This is a genomic window from Paenibacillus sp. LHD-38 (assembly GCF_031157315.1).
Classification (GTDB): domain Bacteria; phylum Bacillota; class Bacilli; order Paenibacillales; family Paenibacillaceae; genus Pristimantibacillus.
Genome location: NZ_JAVIFU010000013.1, coordinates 1 through 19,727, shown reverse-complemented (window position 1 = coordinate 19,727; position 19,727 = coordinate 1). Strand labels below are relative to the sequence as shown.

18 protein-coding genes are annotated in these 19,727 nt (G+C 48.5%); 9 read left to right on the top strand and 9 right to left on the bottom strand.

All coding sequences use genetic code 11. The features are described 5' to 3' along the window. Positions 1-190 precede the first annotated feature (190 nt). The 8 genes from mtnB to RCO25_RS12930 all read right to left on the bottom strand — a co-directional run bounded on the left by mtnB (position 191) and on the right by RCO25_RS12930 (position 8,126). The gene (gene mtnB, locus RCO25_RS12965) at positions 191-847 is read right to left on the bottom strand and encodes a methylthioribulose 1-phosphate dehydratase (protein ID WP_308996572.1); all 657 of its coding nucleotides are present in this window, start codon (positions 845-847) and stop codon (positions 191-193) included. Then, positions 844-1,527 carry a 2-hydroxy-3-keto-5-methylthiopentenyl-1-phosphate phosphatase gene (locus RCO25_RS12960; protein WP_308996571.1) on the bottom strand — a complete coding sequence of 228 codons (684 nt, stop codon included), beginning with the start codon at positions 1,525-1,527 and terminating at the stop codon, positions 844-846. The genes mtnB and RCO25_RS12960 overlap by 4 nt, the downstream gene beginning before the upstream one ends. After that, positions 1,527-2,756: a 2,3-diketo-5-methylthiopentyl-1-phosphate enolase gene (locus RCO25_RS12955; RefSeq protein WP_308996570.1), complete on the bottom strand. Its 1,230-nt coding sequence runs from the start codon at positions 2,754-2,756 to the stop codon at positions 1,527-1,529. The genes RCO25_RS12960 and RCO25_RS12955 overlap by 1 nt, the downstream gene beginning before the upstream one ends. Continuing rightward, positions 2,753-3,622 (bottom strand): pyrroline-5-carboxylate reductase, encoded by an 870-nt coding sequence (gene proC / locus RCO25_RS12950; RefSeq protein ID WP_308996569.1) that lies wholly within the window; start codon positions 3,620-3,622, stop codon positions 2,753-2,755. The genes RCO25_RS12955 and proC overlap by 4 nt, the downstream gene beginning before the upstream one ends. Positions 3,623-3,674: 52 nt before the next feature. Then, positions 3,675-4,925 (bottom strand): glutamate-5-semialdehyde dehydrogenase, encoded by a 1,251-nt coding sequence (locus tag RCO25_RS12945; RefSeq protein WP_308996568.1) that lies wholly within the window; start codon positions 4,923-4,925, stop codon positions 3,675-3,677. A gap of 17 nt (positions 4,926-4,942) precedes the next feature. Continuing rightward, positions 4,943-6,049, bottom strand: coding sequence for a glutamate 5-kinase (proB, locus tag RCO25_RS12940; protein WP_308996737.1), 1,107 nt, complete (start codon positions 6,047-6,049; stop codon positions 4,943-4,945). A gap of 338 nt (positions 6,050-6,387) precedes the next feature. Further along, positions 6,388-7,578, bottom strand: a complete 1,191-nt coding sequence (locus RCO25_RS12935; RefSeq protein WP_308996567.1) for a pyridoxal phosphate-dependent aminotransferase — start codon at positions 7,576-7,578, stop codon at positions 6,388-6,390. Positions 7,579-7,664: 86 nt separating this feature from the next. Beyond that, a complete protein-coding gene (locus tag RCO25_RS12930; RefSeq protein WP_308996566.1) occupies positions 7,665-8,126 on the bottom strand; it encodes a hypothetical protein in 462 nt (153 codons plus the stop codon). A gap of 123 nt (positions 8,127-8,249) precedes the next feature. On the opposite strand from RCO25_RS12930, the gene RCO25_RS12925 reads away from it, so the two are divergent. Continuing rightward, entirely contained in the window at positions 8,250-9,050 is an 801-nt protein-coding gene (locus tag RCO25_RS12925; RefSeq protein WP_308996565.1) for a carbon-nitrogen family hydrolase, read from the top strand. On the opposite strand, the gene RCO25_RS12920 is transcribed toward RCO25_RS12925, so the two are convergent. After that, entirely contained in the window at positions 9,051-9,944 is an 894-nt protein-coding gene (locus tag RCO25_RS12920) for a LysR family transcriptional regulator (protein ID WP_308996564.1), read from the bottom strand. A 162-nt stretch (positions 9,945-10,106) separates the two neighbouring features. On the opposite strand from RCO25_RS12920, the gene leuC reads away from it, so the two are divergent. From leuC to RCO25_RS12880, 8 genes are all read left to right on the top strand, one after another. Beyond that, on the top strand, positions 10,107-11,522 hold the full coding sequence (gene leuC, locus RCO25_RS12915) for a 3-isopropylmalate dehydratase large subunit (RefSeq protein ID WP_308996563.1): 1,416 nt from the start codon (positions 10,107-10,109) through the stop codon (positions 11,520-11,522). A 28-nt stretch (positions 11,523-11,550) separates the two neighbouring features. Next, positions 11,551-12,150, top strand: coding sequence for a 3-isopropylmalate dehydratase small subunit (gene leuD / locus RCO25_RS12910; protein WP_308996562.1), 600 nt, complete (start codon positions 11,551-11,553; stop codon positions 12,148-12,150). Positions 12,151-12,307: 157 nt separating this feature from the next. Further along, positions 12,308-13,723, top strand: a complete 1,416-nt coding sequence (locus RCO25_RS12905; RefSeq protein WP_308996561.1) for an N-acetylmuramoyl-L-alanine amidase — start codon at positions 12,308-12,310, stop codon at positions 13,721-13,723. Positions 13,724-13,742: 19 nt separating this feature from the next. Continuing rightward, positions 13,743-14,282 carry a GerMN domain-containing protein gene (locus tag RCO25_RS12900; RefSeq protein WP_308996560.1) on the top strand — a complete coding sequence of 180 codons (540 nt, stop codon included), beginning with the start codon at positions 13,743-13,745 and terminating at the stop codon, positions 14,280-14,282. A 95-nt stretch (positions 14,283-14,377) separates the two neighbouring features. Continuing rightward, positions 14,378-16,855: an S-layer homology domain-containing protein gene (locus RCO25_RS12895; protein WP_308996559.1), complete on the top strand. Its 2,478-nt coding sequence runs from the start codon at positions 14,378-14,380 to the stop codon at positions 16,853-16,855. A 163-nt stretch (positions 16,856-17,018) separates the two neighbouring features. Then, the gene (nth, locus tag RCO25_RS12890) at positions 17,019-17,714 is read left to right on the top strand and encodes an endonuclease III (RefSeq protein WP_308996558.1); all 696 of its coding nucleotides are present in this window, start codon (positions 17,019-17,021) and stop codon (positions 17,712-17,714) included. A gap of 5 nt (positions 17,715-17,719) precedes the next feature. Beyond that, a complete protein-coding gene (locus tag RCO25_RS12885; protein ID WP_183561027.1) occupies positions 17,720-17,992 on the top strand; it encodes an NAD/NADP transhydrogenase alpha subunit in 273 nt (90 codons plus the stop codon). A gap of 10 nt (positions 17,993-18,002) precedes the next feature. Continuing rightward, the coding region (locus tag RCO25_RS12880) for a dynamin family protein (protein WP_308996557.1) at positions 18,003-19,727 on the top strand (1,725 nt) is incomplete at its 3' end.

Genomic DNA, 19,727 nt, shown 5'->3' with positions numbered 1-19,727 from the left:
TGATGCAGCAAGTCGGTCATGCGGTTAAATCTTGAATATAAAAATAGATGCCTCAGCAGTGGTTTTGCTTCTGAGGCATCTATTATTTAAATATATAAGAATTTATAAGTTTTCACTTATAAATGTGCTGATATATCTCCGCGAAACGATAGCTTTTGCCACTGAGGACGGCGACAGCCGTTTACGCTTGTTACGATCGATTACCGCGCATAAGCAGCTCCATGCGATAAACATACTCGAAAATGAATTCGAAAGCTTCAAGATGGCGTTTTGCTTCAAAAGCATTGGCACCCCATGCATATATCCCGTGCTTTCGGAGTAAAATGCCGGGAATATTTTTGACGATTCGTTCCGTAATTTCAGGGACGATAGAAGGGATATGGGCAAAGTTTGAAACAATAGGGATATCGATATGGGCTTCCTCATCCCAAATATTAAAGCCTTTGATGAGCTCAACACCGTCAACCGGCACAGATTTACGATCCCAGAAGTATTCAGAAATGACGCTGTTGAATACAGAATGGATATGGAATATAGCTCCGGCGCCAGTCAGTTTATAAATTTCGCAGTGAATGAGTGTTTCGGCAGACGGTTTTAACCGCGTTGCCTCGCATGGCTTGCCATCTTGGTCAACGAATAGATAATCCTCCGGCGTATGTACGGTTTTATCCTTGCCGCTTGCCGTGACCGCAAACTGAAAATCATCAGCTTGGAAATCTCCGACACGGATGGATAGATTGCCGCTTGTGCCAGGGAACCATCCGCGTAAAGCAAAGAGCTCCTTTACTTCGCGAAGCTCGGATAGAGCCCGCTGTTTATCTTCTAAAGCGATTTGCTGAAAGCTCATTTCACAATCTTCCTTTCGATATTCATAATGTTAATAATGTCATGGAACGATTCGTACTCATGATGAGGCAGCCCAAGCTCGTTACATTTTACGGTTAAATGAGAGCGGGAATAAACTACGTCAGCAAGCTTTGCGCCTTCGAAATCCGTAACGCTGTCGCCAATAATAATACGCTCGTACTGATCGGCAGGAAAACGACGCATGATCGTTGTTTTGCACATCCCGCAATCGTTGCTGCAGTGCTCATCACATGGATTTGGCCATAATATTTCAATGCGTTCGCCGTTAAAATCGCTGCTATTGCAATAAATATGATCTCTTGGAATATTAAACGCTTCGAGAATGGGATAAACAAAAAAGTCGATACCGCCGCTCGTTACGTAAAAATCAATTTGCTGCTCCTTGCAATACTCGAGGAATTCGGCAAATCCTTCACGAATTCGGGCATTCGAAATACTGAACGCAATGACTTCAGCTTGCATGGAAGCAGGGAGGAGCCGAAACAGCTGACCAACGCCATCTTTGATGGTGATCTCCTGCGCAATCGTCTGTTCCGCAATTTTCTCCCAGCCCGCCGGGTCAAAATGCTTAATTATGGCGATGATGTTGTCGTTTACCGTAATCGTTCCATCGAAATCACAGAACACGATGCGTTTCTTAGCTGCCTTGTTGTCTGTCATTATTCTTTGATCCCCCATGCTTGAATTGCCGCTTGCAGCGGCTCATTGCCAGCTTGCTCAGCCGCATCGCGGAGCGGAACGCCAGCTAATGTGGCTGCAATTGCCTGACGGAATGCTTGTCCTCCCGCCGCGGTTCCCATGGGATGGCCGTGAATTCCGCCACCTGCATTGACGACAACATCTGTGCCGAAATCCTTCAAGATGAGCGGCACGAGCCCTGGGTGTATGCCAGCAGATGGCACAGGGAAGCTGCTCCGAAGTCCATGCATAGGTGCAAGCAAAGCATCCTTAACCGCTAAGTTTTCTTCCTTCGGCATGACGACCGAACCATACGGCGATGGGAAAAGCACAAGATCTGCCCCTGCGAGACGCATCAGCTTGCCAAGCAGCAAGGATGCGCTAATGCCGTAATGAGGGGATGGATACATTGCTCCAGCCATTGCGGGGTGTGCAGCTATAGGCACATGAATCGATTTATCGCTGCTCAGTTCATGCAAAACATCAAAGCCGTATGCGAGTACATTGAACAGAAGTGCGTTGGCACCCGCATCAATCGCTTTGCGGGCATTGGCAGCAAGCTGAGACGTCGGACCTGTTAAATTAACAGCGTATAGCAGCTTCTGGCCTGTCTCTGCCTCTGCGCGGCGAGCCGCTTCCATACAGGCTTCGACACGCTTCTCAAGCGGTGTAAGCGGGTTTTCGAATAAAATTTCATCATCTTTGATTAAATCAACGCCGCCGAGCGCTTGTTTATAAAATTGATCCTGCAGATTGGCCAAATCATAGCCCACGACGGATTTGAATATGCTCATAAGCAGCGGGCGATCATGGACGCCAAGCAGCTCGCGAACCCCGTTAAGCCCGAATTTCGGACCAGGAAAAGCAGATGCAAAATCTTCGGAAACATCCAGATCCATCAGCTTGATTTTACCATCCATGGAAAGCTTGCCGAACACGGTAACGAGCAGGGCAGGTAGATCACGGCTGAAATTGATATCGGGATAAGCAATCTTGATATCGGCATAACGTTCCCCAGGCGCGACACTCGCAGGCTCATGAGTGTTGACTGACAACACCTTGCCGAGATGCTTCTCCATTTCTGCTTTTTGAGCTTCAGGAAGCTCAGTCCAGCTGCCCACGGTCAAGCCTACAGCAATCGAGAGCGCCTTCTTATTAAAATCGGCTTTATCGTCATAAGCGCGGTAATTTGCTATACATACTCCATTCATTCCGTGATGCTCCTCTCGATGGCTGCGCCCAACTCACCCGCGCGTTCAGCAGAACGATGAACGGCTTTATTTATGGTTTCGGCAAAGCGGTTTTCGGCCATTAGCTCAAGAGCGGCCTGCGTAGTGCCGTTGGGGGATGTTACCTTGCGGCGAAGTTCCGCCGGCTCTTCGCCCGTATGGCGAACCATTTCCGCTGCGCCTAGAACGGTTTGTACGACAAGCTCCTTTGCTGCTGATTCAGATAGACCTAACTGAATAGCCGCTTCGATCATGGATTCCATGAAATGGTAAACATAAGCAGGACCGCTGCCCGACACGCCGGTTACCGCTTGCTGGAGCGATTCATCGACGACGGCATTAATGCCGACCGAACTGAAAATCGCTTCCGTAAGCAGGCGCTGCTGCGGGGTGACTTTTTTTGAATAACTAATTCCTGTAGCGCCAAGGCCTATCGTGCTTGAGGTGTTTGGCATCACACGCACGACAGCCGATTGATCGCCAAGGAGCTGCTCAATTGTACGGATCGATAATCCGGCAATTACGGAAATGATCAATTGGTTAGGAGAAACGAATGGTTTGATGGAAGCGATCGCTTCGGCAGCATCCTTTGGCTTCATCACGAGAAAAATAATATCCGCTTCCCGCATGTAAGATTCGTTTGCTCCGCCTTGCAGAATGGTTTGTACGCCGTATTGCTCGTGAAGCTCATTAAGACGTTCAGCATTTTGACGGTTCAGCATAGAGATGCGGTTTGCTTGGATAAGCTCTTTATTGATCAACCCTCTTGCGATTGCCTCAGCCATTGATCCTGCGCCGTAGAAGCAAAGCCGAAGGGTGGAAATGTTGGTTTGCGTTAATTGTGACATGGTAGCATTCCTCCGTTAAATCATTTATAAGATGACATGATAGCTCATGGTATTAACCTCTAATTTGACCATTCCCAAAAATCTGATATTTAGTGGAAGTCAATGCAGGCAGTCCCATTGGCCCGCGGGCATGCAGCTTTTGAGTACTGATACCGATTTCCGCGCCGAAACCGAATTCGAAGCCGTCCGTGAAACGAGTGGAGGCATTGTGATAAACCGCTGCTGCGTCCACTTCTTGAATAAAGCGTTCTGCGTTGTCTTTGTTTTCTGTAACAATGCATTCTGAATGCTTCGTACTAAAACGGCGGATATGCGCGAGCGCCGTATCTAAATCGGGAACGATACGGATATTCATAATATAGTCATTATATTCTGTGCTAAAATCCTCATCCGAAGCCAATTTTGCGCCAGGAATGAGGGCAACGGTTTTCTCGCAGCCGCGAAGCTCAACGCTGGCTTGGAGGAAACGTTCCGCAAGGGAAACGAGATGCTGATCGGCAAAGCGCTCGTGGACAATCAGGGTCTCCATTGAGTTGCAAACCGAAGGACGTTGGACTTTTGCATTAAAAGCAATTTCAACCGCCATGTTGTATTCAGCACTTTCATCAACGAAAGTATGACAAATGCCTGCTCCTGTTTCGATGACGGGAACGGTTGCGTTTTCGATGACGTTGCGGATAAGCGATGCACCTCCGCGGGGAATGACTACATCCAGCAGGCCGTTCAATTTAAGCATTTCATTCACGGAAGCACGGTCTGAATCCTCGATAAGCTGAATGGCATCTGCCGGCATTTCCGTAGCAGCAAGCGCATTTTTTAATACTTCAACGATTTTGCGGTTCGACTCAATCGCAGCCGAGCCACCGCGAAGCACAACGCTGTTACCTGTTTTCAAGCATAAACCTGCTGCATCGACGGTTACGTTTGGCCTAGCCTCATAGATCATGCCAATAACACCGATCGGCACTCTGATTTTATTGACCTTTAATCCGTTTGGACGGTCAAAATGCTCAAGCAGCTCGCCAACCGGGTCCGGAAGCTCGACGATTTGTCTGAGTCCTTCAGCAATGGCGGCTACGCGATCGCTATTCAGAGCCAAACGGTCAAGCAGGGAAGGGCTGGTGCCTTGCTCGCGCCCGCGCTGCAAATCAAGCTCATTTGCGGCGATTATGTTTGCTTGTTCCGTAAGCAGGGCATCCGCCATGCGCAGGAGTGCTGTATTTTTTTGTTCGGTAGTCAATCGGTTCATGATGGCTGAAGCATCCTGGGCCAATGCTGCTTTTGTTCTTACTTCGCTGGTCATAGAAGATAGCCTCCTTATTATTTTAATGTAATCCATTCATCGCGATGAATAAACTCGATGCGGGTTACGTCGACTCTTCGTTTTACTTCCTCGGTGCTGAGACCGGCTACCGCTTGAATTTGCCAAGCCGCATAGTTAACGACACCTCGACCGATCGTTTCGCCTTGTTGATTCGCGACCTCAATGATATCGCCCGGCAAAAATTCTCCTTGGACTTCCGCGACACCGGCAGGGAGGAGGCTTTTCCCTCCTTCGAGCAATGCGCGGGCAGCCCCGTCATCAACGGTAGCGCGCCCGAGCGGAATAGAGTGGAAGCCGAGCCACTGCTTCTTCATCGGCAAACTGTCCAGCTTCGTATCAAAGTAGGTGCCGCGGCCAATGCCTTGAACGGCAAGGGACAGATCACCCTCAAGCTGCACCTTGCCGATAAAAGCATGGACGCCGCCACGCATAGCAATGCGGGCCGCTTCGATTTTGGAGCGCATACCGCCCGTGCCTACAGAGGAGCCTGCGCCGCCGGCTAACTTCATGATATCCTCGGAGATTTGATCTACGCGCTCGATTTTGACCGCTTGCGGATTTTTTCGCGGGTCCTCCGTGTATAAGCCATCCATATCGGTAATGATAACAAGCTTGGCAGCCTTCGTCATCGCAGCGACAAGCGCGGATAGGTTGTCATTGTCTCCGAATTTGGGGACCAGCTCATCGGTGGCAACCGTATCGTTTTCATTAATAATCGGGATGATCCCTAGACGCAGCAGCTCTTCAATCGTCATAAGTGCATTTTGAATCCGGCGGCGGTTGGAAAAGTCTGCGCGAGTCAGAAGAATCTGCGCCGCGACAATACCATATCCATTAAAGGCCTCCTGATAGGCCTGCATCAGCAGCGCTTGACCGACTGCAGCGGCAGCTTGCTTTTCATGTACTATTTTTGGCTTAGCAGCGTAGCCGATCTGACGAAATCCAGCTGCAACCGCTCCAGAGGTTACCAGCATGACGCTGTTTCCTTCTTTGTGCAAGGAAGCCAGCTCAGAAGCGAAGTACTGTATGCGTTCGCGGTTCAATCCGCCTTCTTCGGAGGTCAGTGAGCTGCTGCCAATTTTTACGACAATGCGTTCCGTCATCATTAATCCCATCCTATGCTTGTTTCGTGACAACAAAAAAGACCTCCGTCCATAAAGGACGAAAGTCTTAGCTTCCGCGGTACCACCTTTGTTGATAACCTCATGAAATGAGAGTTATCCAGCTTAAGCCTATAACAGAAGGCGCTGTCCGGTTCATAGCCGGCCGCTCGGAGGTAGGTTCAGCAAGCGGCCTTCGGTAAATTCTTGCAGCCCATGGAATTTACTCTCTGATCGCGACCTATCTTGCTTACTAGTCCCGTCATCACGTTTCATGTTCAATTCCTACAAGCATATCACGATCCAATGCCGCTGTAAAGCAAGGGAAATGGCGGATTGTCCTAAAATAAATTCAGCTTTCCGATCCTCTCAACCGCTTCCTGCAGACGTGCTTCGTTAGTAAGCAAGCCGAGCCGCACAAAGCCTTCGCCATGAGTACCGAAACCTACGCCGGGTGCGACCACGACATCAGCCTCCTGCAAAAGAAGATCAGCAAAGGATTCAGAGGTGTGGCCCTCTGCAACCGGCAGCCAGCAAAAGAATGACCCGCCAGGACGCGCGGCTTTCCAGCCAATGCGGTCGAGCGCATTGAATAGAGCCTCACGGCGGCTTTCGTACATCGCTCTCAGCTCAGCAACACAATCCTGCGGACCGGTCAAAGCGAGTGCGGCAGCTTCTTGAATGCCGCCGAATAGGCTGCAGTAGTAATGGTCTTGAATTAAATTGATTAGCTTTACGATTTGGGCATTCCCAATAGCAAAGCCTACGCGCCAGCCGGCCATATTGTACGTTTTGGACAGCGTATAGAATTCGACGCCCACTTCTTTTGCACCGGGCGTCTGGAGAAAGCTGATCGGCTTATTCCCATCGAAGCCAATTGCGCCGTATGCGAAATCGCTCGCCACAACGATGCCATGCTTCTCAGCATACTTGACTGTTTTCGCATAAAATTCAACATTCGCGACCGCGCCTGTAGGGTTGTTCGGATAATTCATAAACATCAGCTTGGCACGTTCAGCCAGTTTAGGGCTAATCGCATCGTAATCAGGCAAATAGCTATTTTGCTCCGTTAAAGGCATGAATGCCATTTCGGCACCCGCAAGCGCTACACCAGACCAATAGTCAGGGTATCCTGGGTCAGGCACGAGGCAGACATCGCCCGGATTAAGCAAGCATTGACTGATTTCGACGAGACCGGTCTTACCTCCGAAGAGGATGGCAACCTCGGTCGTCGGATCTACATCAACGTTGTAATCTTCCTTGTACCGCTTAGCGACGGCTTCCTTTAGAAAAGGATAGCCGCTAAATGGCGGATACTTGTGGTATAACGGATTAGCCGCAGCCTCTTGAAGCTTCGCAACAATATGGGGAGGAGTCGGCTGATCCGGATTGCCTTGTCCCAAATTGATGACATCGCGTCCTTTGGCCGTCTGCGCATTCGCTTTGGCGACCAGTTTGGCAAAAAATTGCGTCGGAAGTCCATTCATCCGATCTGCAGGTTGAATAAGATGTTTACCGATTTGTGTTTCCATTCCCTCACACTCCACATGACAAAATGCTATCTATATTAAGCAATAGCTTAAATGTAGCATGAATGCAGGGAGAATAGAAGCAATGCCTACAATGCAGGCACGCCTACTTTTTGAATGAACGGCTTGATATCGGCTTTGAATAGGAACAAAAAGGGTCTGCGTTTCTCGTCAAAAACGAGCAGAATCGGCGGTTTATCCTTGCAGTAAAACAGGAAAAGATCATCCGATGTGACCGACACATCCCTCTGTTTTATGGTTACTGCTTTTTCAAGCGGTACCCGATACACATAGCTGCAGCTCTCGTCCGTTGTTACCTGCGGAGCAAGTCCGGTTATTGAATTGACCCATGAAGAAGCAAAAGTTTGATATTGTGCGTCGTTTGGAATCGTTTTGATGACTTTGCCTGCGGCGACATCAAATACTTGTACCGGCTTTAGTCCGGTTTCAGAGCTTGGCGCGCTGTGGGCAGGGTGGGCAACAGCAATTTGGGCAAACAGGAAAAGCGAGCAGCAAGCCAGAAGCATTGCGGCTATTCGTTTTGAAAGCATAACTGACATTCTCCTTTTGTATAGAAAAGTAGTAAATCCCTCGTTGTTACGGTTCCCATCTTGACACAGAACCATGACAGGGTATCATTAGGGAAAAAAAGCATTATCGGGAGGAATCGTAAGATGAGCCAACAATTGCGGCTAGCGCTGCTGCAAATGAACATAGAAGCAGGAAATCCGGAAGTTAATTTCGCGAAGCTTGCGAGCATGCTTGAAGAAGCGGTAAGCCAAGCTGACAAACCCGATGTCATCATGTTTCCTGAAATGTGGAACACAGGTTATGCGCTAAAGGAAATCAAAACGATAGCAGATCCAGCAGGAGAGCGTACCCAGGCATACTTATCCGAATTCAGCAAAAAGCATCAAGTGCATATCATTGGTGGATCGATTGCGGAGTTGAAGGGCGATCAGGTGTTAAATACCATCTATGCCTTTGACCGTTCCGGACAAGTGGTTGCTGATTATTCAAAAATTCATTTGTTCCGTCTGATGGATGAAGAAAAGTATTTAGCAGCAGGGAATAAACCAGGCAAGCTTACGATTGAAGGCGCGGAAGCGGGGATGATGATTTGTTATGATATCCGTTTTCCAGAGCTGGCTAGAAAGCTGGCGCTTGAGGGTGCCAAGCTCTTGTTTGTACCGGCAGAATGGCCGAATCCGCGCCTGCATCATTGGCGGACGCTGCTGACTGCGCGCGCGATCGAAAATCAAATGTTCGTCATCGCCTGCAATCGCATGGGCACGAGCGGTGACACCCAATTTTTCGGTCACTCGCTTGTGCTAGATCCATGGGGAGAAACCATTGCGGAAGCCGGCGAAGAAGAAACGATTTTGTATGCGGATATTGATTTGTCGCTGGTCGATTCGGTTCGCGCCAAAATCCCGGTGTTTGAAGATCGCAGACCATCTATATATGAAGCTTAATTATCGATAGCTGCTAATCGTTTTGTTCAACGTACGGATAAAGGCATCCGCAGCTTTGGACAAATAACGGCCCTTGCGGCTCGCGACGACAAGCGTTCTGGTTGGTTTGGAACTTAAAGGCAAATATATGGGAGCAAACTCCGAGCCTTTGACCCGCGTTAGCATTTGCGGGACAAAGGCTATTCCCATTCCGCCGGCCACCAAAGATTGAATGGTCTCGATATTGCTGCTCTCAAACACGATTCGCGGCGTGAAGCCGGATTGCTCACATAAATCGACTGTAATTTGACGGAAGCCTTGTCCTCTTTTCAAACCGATAAAGGGCTCCTCTTCAAGTTCCGAGATATCTATGGGATCTTCTCTGCGGGTAAGATGATGGTTCGGCGGAACCGCGAGACAAATCTCTTCCTCTAAGAAAGGTTCCCACGAGAGCGAATTATCGATAAGAGGAAGGGAAAGCAGGCTGAGATCCGTTCCGCCGCTGGCGGTTAGCTGTTCTAGCTTGGCTGTCGTATCTTCAACGAGCACGACTTCGATTTGCGGGTATTGCTCGCCGAATACTGGCAGGACAAGCGGCAGGATATGGGAACCCGTAATCGGGAGCGTGCCGACGACCAGCCGGCCGCGCCGCATTTGCGCCATATCGTCCATTTCCTGCTTAAGCTGCTCGACCGCATCGAGAATCGCTTGCGATTTTTCAACAAAAACTTGTCCAGCCTGCGTTAATTCCACGGAGTTCGTCGTACGGCGAAACAAGAGTACCCCAATTTCCTGCTCCAGCTTTGAGAGCTGCTGGCTAAGCGAAGGCTGTGCAATATGGAGCTTCTCCGCGGCGCGCGAGAAGTTTTTCTCCAAGGCGATTTGAATCACATAATTTAATTGCCGTAATTCCATATGAGTAATCTCCTCTATTTTTTTTCGAGCAGGAAAACTTCCATTATAGTTATTACCTATAGACGTTATAGATATTATATCTTGGTTCAATGAAGAAAGAAATGCTATAGTAGGTTCAGTTAAGAAACGCAGAAGATTTCATGAAACGATGGGGTGAATATAATGACGAAAAAGACAATGTTTGAGAAGATTTGGGATAATCACGTCATTAATCAAGAAGAAGGCAAGCCAAGCGTTATTTATATCGATTTGCAGCTCGTTCACGAAGTAACGTCGCCGCAAGCATTTGAAGGCCTGCGCCTATCCGGCCGCAAAGTTCGTCGTCCGGATCTTACTTTCGCTACGATGGATCATAACGTACCAACAAAGGATCGTTTTAATATTACGGATCCGATCTCCAAGCAGCAAATTGATACTCTAACTCAAAACTGTAAAGATTTTGGCGTAAAGCTGTTTGATCTTGACAGCATCGACCAAGGTGTCGTTCACGTTATGGGACCTGAGCTTGGACTTACGCATCCGGGTAAAACAATCGTTTGCGGCGACAGCCATACTTCGACTCACGGCGCATTCGGCGCTTTGGCGTTCGGTATCGGCACGAGCGAGGTTGAACATGTTATGGCAACCCAGTGCTTGCAGCAATCGAAAGCAAAAACGCTGGAGGTTCGTTTCAACGGCACACGCAAACCGGGCGTGACGGCAAAAGATTTAATTCTAGGCGTTATTGCTCAATACGGTACAGATTTCGCAACCGGCTATGTTATTGAATTCACTGGTGAGGCTATTACCAGCTTAACTATGGAAGAGCGTATGACCGTTTGTAACATGTCCATTGAAGCAGGCGCTCGCGCTGGTCTTATTGCTCCGGACGAAACAACTTTTAATTACCTTCGCGGCCGTCAATATGCGCCTGCTAACTTCGATGAAGCGGTTGAAGCTTGGAAACTGCTTACAACGGATGAAGGTGCTGAGTATGATACAGTCGTTCACTTCGATGTTGACGCTCTAATTCCGCAAGTGACTTGGGGTACTAGCCCAGGTATGGGTACGAACATCACGGCGAAGGTTCCTTTCCCTGCTGATCTTCCAACAGAAAATGAGCGTAAAGCGGCTGAAGCAGCTCTTGAGTATATGGATCTGAAGCCAGGTACACCAATGAATGAAATTGCAATTGATTATGTGTTTATCGGCTCTTGCACGAATGGCCGTATTGAAGATTTGCGCGCTGCAGCTGAAATTGCTAGAGGCTACAAGGTAAGCGACCGCGTTACAGCTATCGTCGTTCCAGGTTCAGGCCGCGTAAAAATTCAAGCGGAGAAAGAGGGCCTCGACAAAATCTTCACAGAAGCAGGCTTTGAATGGCGTGATGCGGGCTGCTCGATGTGTCTAGCGATGAATCCTGACGTATTGAAACCAGGCGAGCGCTGCGCATCTACTTCCAACCGTAACTTTGAAGGACGTCAAGGACGCGGCGGACGTACGCATCTTGTATCTCCTGCAATGGCAGTTGCTGCGGCAGTTAAAGGTCATTTCACAGATGTACGCGATTGGGAAATTAAATCCGAAGTGTTGAACTAATTGAACGCGAGAGAGGGGTATAACCGATATGGAACCGTTTAAACAACTTACAGGCATCGTCGCCCCGGTCGACCGGGTCAATGTCGACACTGATGCAATCATACCTAAACAATTTTTAAAGCGCATCGAGCGCAGCGGCTTTGGTCAATTTTTATTTTTTGAATGGCGTTTTGACGAGAGCGGCAACGTAAATCCTGAGTTCGAACCAAACAAACCGCGCTACGAGGGAGCTTCCGTCCTTGTATCCCGTGCAAACTTCGGCTGCGGATCCTCACGTGAGCACGCGCCATGGGCAATTCTTGATTATGGTTACAAAGTAATTATTGCTCCGTCTTATGCGGATATTTTCTATAATAACTGCTTTAAAAACGGTATTTTGCCAATCAAGCTTAGCGAAGAGCAAGTTGAAGAGATTTTCCAGCGCACTGCAAAATTTGTTGGCTACAAGCTGACAGTTGACCTGGAAAACAAACAGCTTTCCGATGAGCATGGCTTAACGATCGCATTTGACCTTGATGAGCATCGTCGTCAATTTTTGCTGCAAGGGCTTGATGATATCGGATTGACGCTTCAACACGAGGATAAAATTACAGCTTACGAGCAAAAACACGCCGCTCGTCTAGTTTAAGCAAACGAAACTAAGAGGACGATTTTGCCTGTATGGGCGAATCGTCCTCTTTTTTCCTTTAAACGCAACTTTTTCTGACAAGCTGCGTCTATAATTTAGTCTGTAAAAGTCGAATGCACTCATTCGATGCGGGCAATTTCAGTCATCGAGGTGGGAAATGAAAAGATTTGTATCCATGTTGTTGTTTATGTCGGTTTTTTTCACGATGTTCGCCACTGTAGGACAAGCTGCAGAGGTCGTCCCAAAGCTTTTTTTGAATGGTCAGCAGCTAAAATCTGATGTCAATCCGCAAATCATCAACAATGCGACAGTCGTACCGGTGCGGACGGTATCAGAAGGCCTCGGCTATCAAATTGTCTGGGACAATACGGCCAAAACAGCGACGGTCACGCACGGCAATAATGTCATCAAGCTCAAAATGAATGACAATGTTGCGCTAGTTAATGGCCAAATGGTTCAAATGGATACCACGGCATCAATCATTAAAGGTACGACTTTAGTTCCGCTTCGCTTTATTGGCGAACAGTTCGGCTTGAATGTCGAATGGAAAACTACGGAGAAAGAAGTACATATGTACGAGCAGCCGAAGGAACCGACTGATCCAACTGCACCCGTAGAATCAGCAGGAATGATTACGGAAGTGGCTTATAGCGGCGAGAGTACGATTAGCATTAACTATGAAGGCGTAGTCAAAGCTAACAAGCCTTTGCTGCTGGATAATCCGAAGCGAATCGTATTTGATTTTCCAAATACGGATTATTCACCACTTTTGAGCGGACAGTTTGTGAACGGGCAGTTTGAGGTCAATGTTACAGACAGCACTTATTTGCAAGGGTTCCGTTATTCCTTATTTTCGAAAACCCCGGCTACCGCGCGTTTGGTTATCCTGATTGCGGATAATACAGGCTACGTAATGACAGAGGATTTGGGCAAGTTCCAGTTAAAACTGATGCCCATTACGGATGTTCCTGTCGATCCGACACTTCCGGTTGATCCGCCGGTCATCATTGATCCGGAAAAACCGCCAGTTTCCGATGATGTTTTCGATATCGTGATTGACCCCGGTCATGGGGGTTCAGATCCCGGTGCGAAAAGCGTATTGAACAAATGGGAGAAGGAATTTAATTTGAGTGTTGCTTTGAAGATGAAAGCGCTGCTCAATAAAGAAACTAAAATTAAAGCTCATTTTACGAGAACGGGAGATACTTATCCTTCCTTGGACGAGCGTGTCAAATTTGCCGAGAATCTTAAAGCGGATTTATTTATGTCGATTCATGCAAATAGCGGAGCTGCTGCAGCTTCGGGCGCAGAGACTTATTATTATCGTGAAAATAGCAAAGCTTTTGCCGCAATCATTCACAAACACTTGATTGCAGGCACCAAGATCAAAGATCGCGGTCTCAAGAAAGAGGCCTACAAAGTGATCAAGCAAACGACGATGCCTGCGGTTCTGATTGAAGCAGGATTCTTATCTAACTCAGTCGATGCGAAAATGTTGTTTGACGATGCAGCCCAGAACCGTATTGCTGCAGAAATGGTAGCCGGAATCAAAGAATATTTAAAAGTTAAATAGAAAGCAGGTGTTCAGTGTAATGAAAAATTTCAAAGCACGCGGGCTGCTTGCTGTCATCATTTTATCTGCTGCGATCGTAGGCTGTGGTGTACAGGGCAAGCCAGATAGTAACCTGGGAAGCACGGCAGCGCCAACCGCTTCGCCTACCCCGGAACCAACACCCGTATTGAACGAGAAAGAAGCTATTATTTATTTAACCGATGCCGAGCTGCTTGAAACAGTTGAACAGCCAGTTAAGCTTAACTATGAAACAGAGTCCGATTTGGTGAAAGCGGCAATTGCCGAATTACAGAAGGATGCGGGTGAGAATGCTTTGTCCCTATGGAAACCGATTGAAGTCAAAACCGTAGAGCTTGCTGACGGACTCGTTACGCTTGACATCCATTTGCCGGATGAAGCCCGTCTTGGCGCTCCTGGAGAAATGTTCGTCATTGAAACGCTCAAGAAAACGTTGTTCCAATTCGATTTTGTGAAATCTATTGAACTTTTGGTCGATGGAGCGGAGATCGAAACGCTAATGGGACATGTTGAACTTGAGCATCCGATGAACAAGGAATAATGCAATAACACTGATGGCTTCGCTCCGTCCTTATTTTAGGACGGCGAAGCCGTTCTGCTTAAATCAACACAAACAATCAGGGGGAATATCAACTTATGACAACGCATTTTGCGGGCAAGAAAATACTGATCGGAGCATTGGCTTTTTCATTGGTGGCAGGGAGCGGCGTAATTATCCCAAAACAAGTTCATGCCGCATCCTTAACGACACCGTTTAAAGACGTAACCAGCGGTCATTGGGCAGAGAAGCATATCGCCAAGCTCGCGCTTCAGAAAATCATTGAAGGTTATACGACAACAAGCGGTGCGTTTGTATTCCGCCCAAGTGAAAACGTGAGCCAGCAAGAGGCTGTTCTGATGGCGCTGCGGTTTGCCGGTTTAGATAAAAAAGCCGACTTGGACGCCATAATCGGTTTCCCGGCTTCATTTTCCGTCAGTGCCTATTTTAAAGCATACATAACACTGGCCTTCAAAGAAGGCTTGCTTGATCAAGAGGAAGAATATCAGCTTGCTGCCAAAGACGCTAAAGTTGCATGGGGCACAAAGCCTGCATCCCGTGAATGGGTAACGAAGCTTATGGTCCGTGCCATAGACCAACGGGAGGAAGCGGAGAAGCTGCAAAATACGGCTTCCGGCTTCTCAGACGCCTCCCAAATTAATTCGATCTATAAGGGATACGTAAATCTAGCAGCTAAGCTTGAGTTGGTGAAGGGCGTTACAACCGTAAAATTTGATCCCAAAGCTAACGTGACCCGCGCAAGCCTAGCTACAATGTTCAGTCGTGCGGAAAAGCTGTATCCTGTCGCTTATGAAGGACAGGTCGATGGCATCGTATCTCGATTGACAGATACAACTTTAACGCTCTACAGCAACAAAAAGGAAATGAACTATGCCATCAACGCGGACACGCTTTTTTATCATTACAACACAGAAACACCGATTACGAAGCAGCAGCTGCTTGAGTATGGCGATGTAACTGTTATTGCTAAGGATGGAAAAGCGCTTTATGTTGAGGTGAAGGGTGACAAAGTTTATACCAAAACCGTAACAGGCACACTTGATCGTGTGATTGCTGATGAGAAGAAAATCTATGTGTGGATAAATGACAAGCCTGTTGAAGTTTTTTATGATGACAAGCTCGTTGTCGCAGACAGTGACGGCAAAGCGCTAGCTCTGTCCGCTATCAAAAGAGACAGCCAGATCAGCATCGTGCAGGATTCGTTCCGCGAAACGCCGTTAGCGCTGAAAATCATCGCTGCCCCTCAATCAGCGTCAACGAATGTTAAGGGTGCGTTCTATGGAGCGAGCGGGGACCTAATTACGATTATGCAGGGCACCACGCTCGTATCTAAATTTATGGCAGACACGGTAACGGTAGAGATAGACGGCTTGAGCGGCGCGACTATCGGTGACTTAATCAAAGAAGCCGATCAAGTCGAGCTGACGCTAAATGATTCCGATAAGGTGACGAAGGTTAAAGTCGTGAACCGCAATGTGAAAATGCTGGCGGGCGCGCAAATTGCCAGCTATGTTAATGATAAGAAGCTGTTAACGATCGTTGATGCGAGCGGTGGAAACGCACAGGCGCTATATTTTACGGATAAAACAAGAATTGAATACAGCGGCAATGCGATATCGCTTTCGTCTGCCTATAATTTGCTGACGCTTAACCGTAAAATTGTAATCAGTTATACAGGCAATACGATTGTATCGTTGCAATTCGTAACCAAATATACTGGATCATTAGTATCGATGAACGCGGCAAGCAATCTCATGACTATTCGTTTAGACAACGGATCGATGGTAGCTTTGCCTTACAATACCGCTTACGTTGAGCATTCGGCTATAGCAAGCGCAGGGTTGAGCGATCTGAAGACTGGCGATCTGCTGACATTGGAATTGAACAATACGCAGGACCGGGTTGCAGCGATTAAAGTACATTCGAATGCCCAGTACGAAGTTGTTTCCGTCGATGCCGGCAGCAAGAAGCTGCGTGTGAAAAACGCGATGACAGCTGCATTTGACCTTTCTGTACTCAGTACGGAGCTGACGAATGAAGCGGGGGCTAAATTGACGATAGATCAAATTACAGCGGGAACGCTCATAAATGTTAGCTATATCGGCAAGCAAGCAGCTTCTGCGAGCACCATAGCTGCAACCTTCGGAAAAGTACAAGCCGTATCGGCGAGCAGCGTTACGATCATAGACCTTGCAGGCCAAACGGTCGTATATAACGTCGATGCAGGCTTCGTGGCTATCAAAGGCGCTTCTCAGAGCACGGCTACCAGCTTGATTACGGTTGGCGACTATGTCGAGGTTCAGAAGCCTGCCGCAAACAAGACTCAAATTTCGGTAGCCGTTGGCGAGAGCCGCATCTTCTCGAACTATAATGTATCCGCGTCACAAATTTGGACAGAGAAAGTGTCGGACGCAGACAACCGGAATTATTTTAACGTAAACAGCAATTCGAAATATTTTTTAAACGGTAATGCCGTTGCCGTGTCCGCTTTTAAGGCGGGCGATGCCATTACGATCTATGGCTTTAGAAATTATGCGATTGCGGTCGTCAAGTAGCAAAATGCTTGAAATTTCATGAATTTGAGCCAGAGATATTTAAATTTTGTGAAAAAACTGCCCATATGGGCAGTTTTTTTATAGAATGTGCTTGATTACGGTTGCGAAGCGTGACAAATTTCGCTACACTTTGAACGATAGTGTTTGATTAGGAGAGAGGACGATGAGTGCGAAACAGAAAATGCGTCATGTGCTGGATATCATAGCGGAGATGTTTCCAGATGCGCACTGCGAGCTTAACCACAGCAATCCGTTTGAGCTTACGATAGCCGTGCTGCTATCAGCGCAATGCACGGATGAAACGGTAAATAAAGTGACGGTGGGCTTATTTGAGAAATATAAGCGTCCTGAGGATTATTTGAACGTACCGCTGGAAGAGCTGGAGCAGGACATTCGCCGCATCGGCTTGTTTCGAAGCAAAGCTTCCAATATACAAAAGCTATGCCGGATCGTCATCGATAAATATGCCGGGGAAGTGCCGGAAAGCCATGAGGGATTGACCGAGCTGCCAGGCGTCGGCCGCAAAACGGCTAACGTAGTCATGTCAAACGCATTTGGCGTTCCAGCCATTGCCGTTGATACGCATGTGGACCGCGTGACAAAGAGGCTAGGATTTGCAAAGGCGGATGATTCGGTTCTGGAAGTCGAGAAGAAGCTAATGAAGCTTGTTCCGCGCGAGGAATGGACTTTAACTCACCATAGGCTGATCTTTTTTGGCCGCTATCATTGCAAAGCGCAAAGCCCGCAGTGTCCGATATGTCCGCTGCTTGATTTGTGCAAAGAAGGAAAACAACGTATGAAGCCAGGCTTTAAAACAAAAAATAAGATTATAAAACCTAAAATAGCCAGTGAAGGATGATGACGATGAACTGTATTTCCGTTTACACAAAGAATTTTGAGCTTTTTTCCGATATTTATGAGCAGGTGCTTGAATCTCCGCCAGAGGAGAATGAGGACATCGTCGTGGAAGGCATTACGGTAAGCGGCTCCGGCGACGTGCCTGAGCAGTATATCGAGCGTATGCGCGTTAAACCCGAGGTTGTTGTTATGCGTGATAAAGAACGCAATATCATGATTTTGCAGCACGGCAACGTGTTTGAAATTTGCCTGCCGTCTGAAGAAGAGCAAGCCGTTTAAGGAGAAGCAAATGACAGAATTAACGGTGCAAAGCATAGCGGGAGCTTTATCCGAGGCTGCAGGCTTAATGGCAGCTGCAGGAGATAATTTACATGCAAAGCAAGCACAAGAGCTGAACAGTAAGCTGACCGATGGTCGGCTTACTGTCGCTTTTTGTGGACATTTTTCGGCGGGTAAATCAACATTGATCAATCGTTTATGCGAGGCGAAGCTGCTTCCCTCAAGTCCGATTCCGACCAGCGCGAACGTGGTATCCATCCGCGGCGGTGAACGGGCTTATGCAGCTGTTGAGATACTTCGTGACGGCGTTCTCTCCAAAGCGGAGGTGCCGATCGGTGAGCTTGATCGCTATTGCGTTGACGGAGAGCAGTTTACTTCGGTCTCTATCGTCTATCCAAGCAAGCGTCTCGGGAACCATACCGTGCTTTTAGATACGCCTGGTATCGATTCCACCGACGATGCACATCGGATGGCTACAGAATCGGCGCTGCATCTTGCTGACGTCGTGTTTTACGTTATGGATTATAACCATGTGCAATCCGAAATCAATTTTTCTTTTGCGAAGCAGCTGAAGGATTGGGGTAAGCCCTTATACTTTATCGTAAATCAGATCGATAAGCATCGCGACCGCGAGCTTTCTTTCGCCAGTTATCGCCAAAGCGTTGAGGATGCGTTTCATGCTTGGCATTTGGAGCCGGCAGGAATCGTTTATTTGTCGTTGCGCGAGCCGGAGCATCCGCATCAGGAGTGGGACCAGCTGATGGAATTGCTGGATCAGCTTCAGATGATTCGAGGGCCGCTTTGCGTCTATAGCGTTGACGCTTCCTTGCGCCATTTGGCTGCCAGCCATTTGAAATGGAGCGAGCTTCAAGCGGAGCCTGAACGTGAAAGGCTGCTTGAGGAGGCTGGCGGTGAAGAGGCCGCGGCGCGTGTGACAGCTGAAATGGGAAGGTTGAAGGCACTCTTACAAAGCTTGTCCGAGCAAAAAGAGGTTTACCGGGCTCAGCTGCGTAAGGAGCTGCAATCGCTGCTGGATAATGCGAATATTACGCCGGCAGGACTGCGGGATTTGGCCCAGTCGTTTCTGGAGAGCCGCAAACCGGGCTTTAAGGCAGGCTTGCTGTTCGCAGCAGCTAAAACGGCTGCGGAGCAAGAACGCAGGCTGCAAGCTTTCAGCGAGGAATTAAACAGCTTAATCAGCGCGTCTATCGATTGGCATGTCAAGCATCTGCTGCGCGTGGAAGCTGAACGTATCGGCTTTAACGGCGAGCGGTTGGAAGATGAGCTTGCGGGCAAGCTGGCTTGGCTGCCTGATTCAGATTGGCTCATTTCGCGAGTAAAAGCCGGAGCGGTGATCGGAAACGAATATACGATGACGTATAGCCGCGACTTGGCCGCGGATGTGAAGGCAGTGTATCGCCAGCGGGCGCTAGAGCTTATCGACGCGCTGGCGGATCATGCAGCGGCGGGATTTGAAGCCGCTGCTGCCGATGCAGAGGCACAGCTTGCTGCGCTGCGCGCGCAGGCTGGCGCTCTTCAGGCGCTGGCGGCGATTGCGAAGCGAGCAGGCGAGCATCAGGCGCGGCTTGGCGCTGCGCTGCCTGAAGCGCCGGATAGGCCGGTTTTGCCCGCGCCGCGGACTGCGGGCGCGGAAGCCCGTGCGCTGGCGGCGGCTGAGACCGCCGCCGCTGGAGCCGCGGAGCGCGGTGCGCAGGCGAACGCCGACGGCGGACGC

Excerpts from the sequence above, each read along its gene's own strand:
- mtnB (WP_308996572.1), bottom strand. The coding sequence starts at position 847 with ATGAGCTTTCAGCAAATCGCTTTAGAAGATAAACAGCGGGCTCTATCC.
- RCO25_RS12960 (WP_308996571.1), bottom strand. The coding sequence starts at position 1,527 with ATGACAGACAACAAGGCAGCTAAGAAACGCATCGTGTTCTGTGATTTC.
- RCO25_RS12955 (WP_308996570.1), bottom strand. The coding sequence starts at position 2,756 with ATGAATGGAGTATGTATAGCAAATTACCGCGCTTATGACGATAAAGCC.
- proC (WP_308996569.1), bottom strand. The coding sequence starts at position 3,622 with ATGTCACAATTAACGCAAACCAACATTTCCACCCTTCGGCTTTGCTTC.
- RCO25_RS12945 (WP_308996568.1), bottom strand. The coding sequence starts at position 4,925 with ATGACCAGCGAAGTAAGAACAAAAGCAGCATTGGCCCAGGATGCTTCA.
- proB (WP_308996737.1), bottom strand. The coding sequence starts at position 6,049 with ATGACGGAACGCATTGTCGTAAAAATTGGCAGCAGCTCACTGACCTCC.
- RCO25_RS12935 (WP_308996567.1), bottom strand. The coding sequence starts at position 7,578 with ATGGAAACACAAATCGGTAAACATCTTATTCAACCTGCAGATCGGATG.
- RCO25_RS12930 (WP_308996566.1), bottom strand. The coding sequence starts at position 8,126 with ATGCTTTCAAAACGAATAGCCGCAATGCTTCTGGCTTGCTGCTCGCTT.
- RCO25_RS12925 (WP_308996565.1), top strand. The coding sequence starts at position 8,250 with ATGAGCCAACAATTGCGGCTAGCGCTGCTGCAAATGAACATAGAAGCA.
- RCO25_RS12920 (WP_308996564.1), bottom strand. The coding sequence starts at position 9,944 with ATGGAATTACGGCAATTAAATTATGTGATTCAAATCGCCTTGGAGAAA.
- leuC (WP_308996563.1), top strand. The coding sequence starts at position 10,107 with ATGACGAAAAAGACAATGTTTGAGAAGATTTGGGATAATCACGTCATT.
- leuD (WP_308996562.1), top strand. The coding sequence starts at position 11,551 with ATGGAACCGTTTAAACAACTTACAGGCATCGTCGCCCCGGTCGACCGG.
- RCO25_RS12905 (WP_308996561.1), top strand. The coding sequence starts at position 12,308 with ATGAAAAGATTTGTATCCATGTTGTTGTTTATGTCGGTTTTTTTCACG.
- RCO25_RS12900 (WP_308996560.1), top strand. The coding sequence starts at position 13,743 with ATGAAAAATTTCAAAGCACGCGGGCTGCTTGCTGTCATCATTTTATCT.
- RCO25_RS12895 (WP_308996559.1), top strand. The coding sequence starts at position 14,378 with ATGACAACGCATTTTGCGGGCAAGAAAATACTGATCGGAGCATTGGCT.
- nth (WP_308996558.1), top strand. The coding sequence starts at position 17,019 with ATGAGTGCGAAACAGAAAATGCGTCATGTGCTGGATATCATAGCGGAG.
- RCO25_RS12885 (WP_183561027.1), top strand. The coding sequence starts at position 17,720 with ATGAACTGTATTTCCGTTTACACAAAGAATTTTGAGCTTTTTTCCGAT.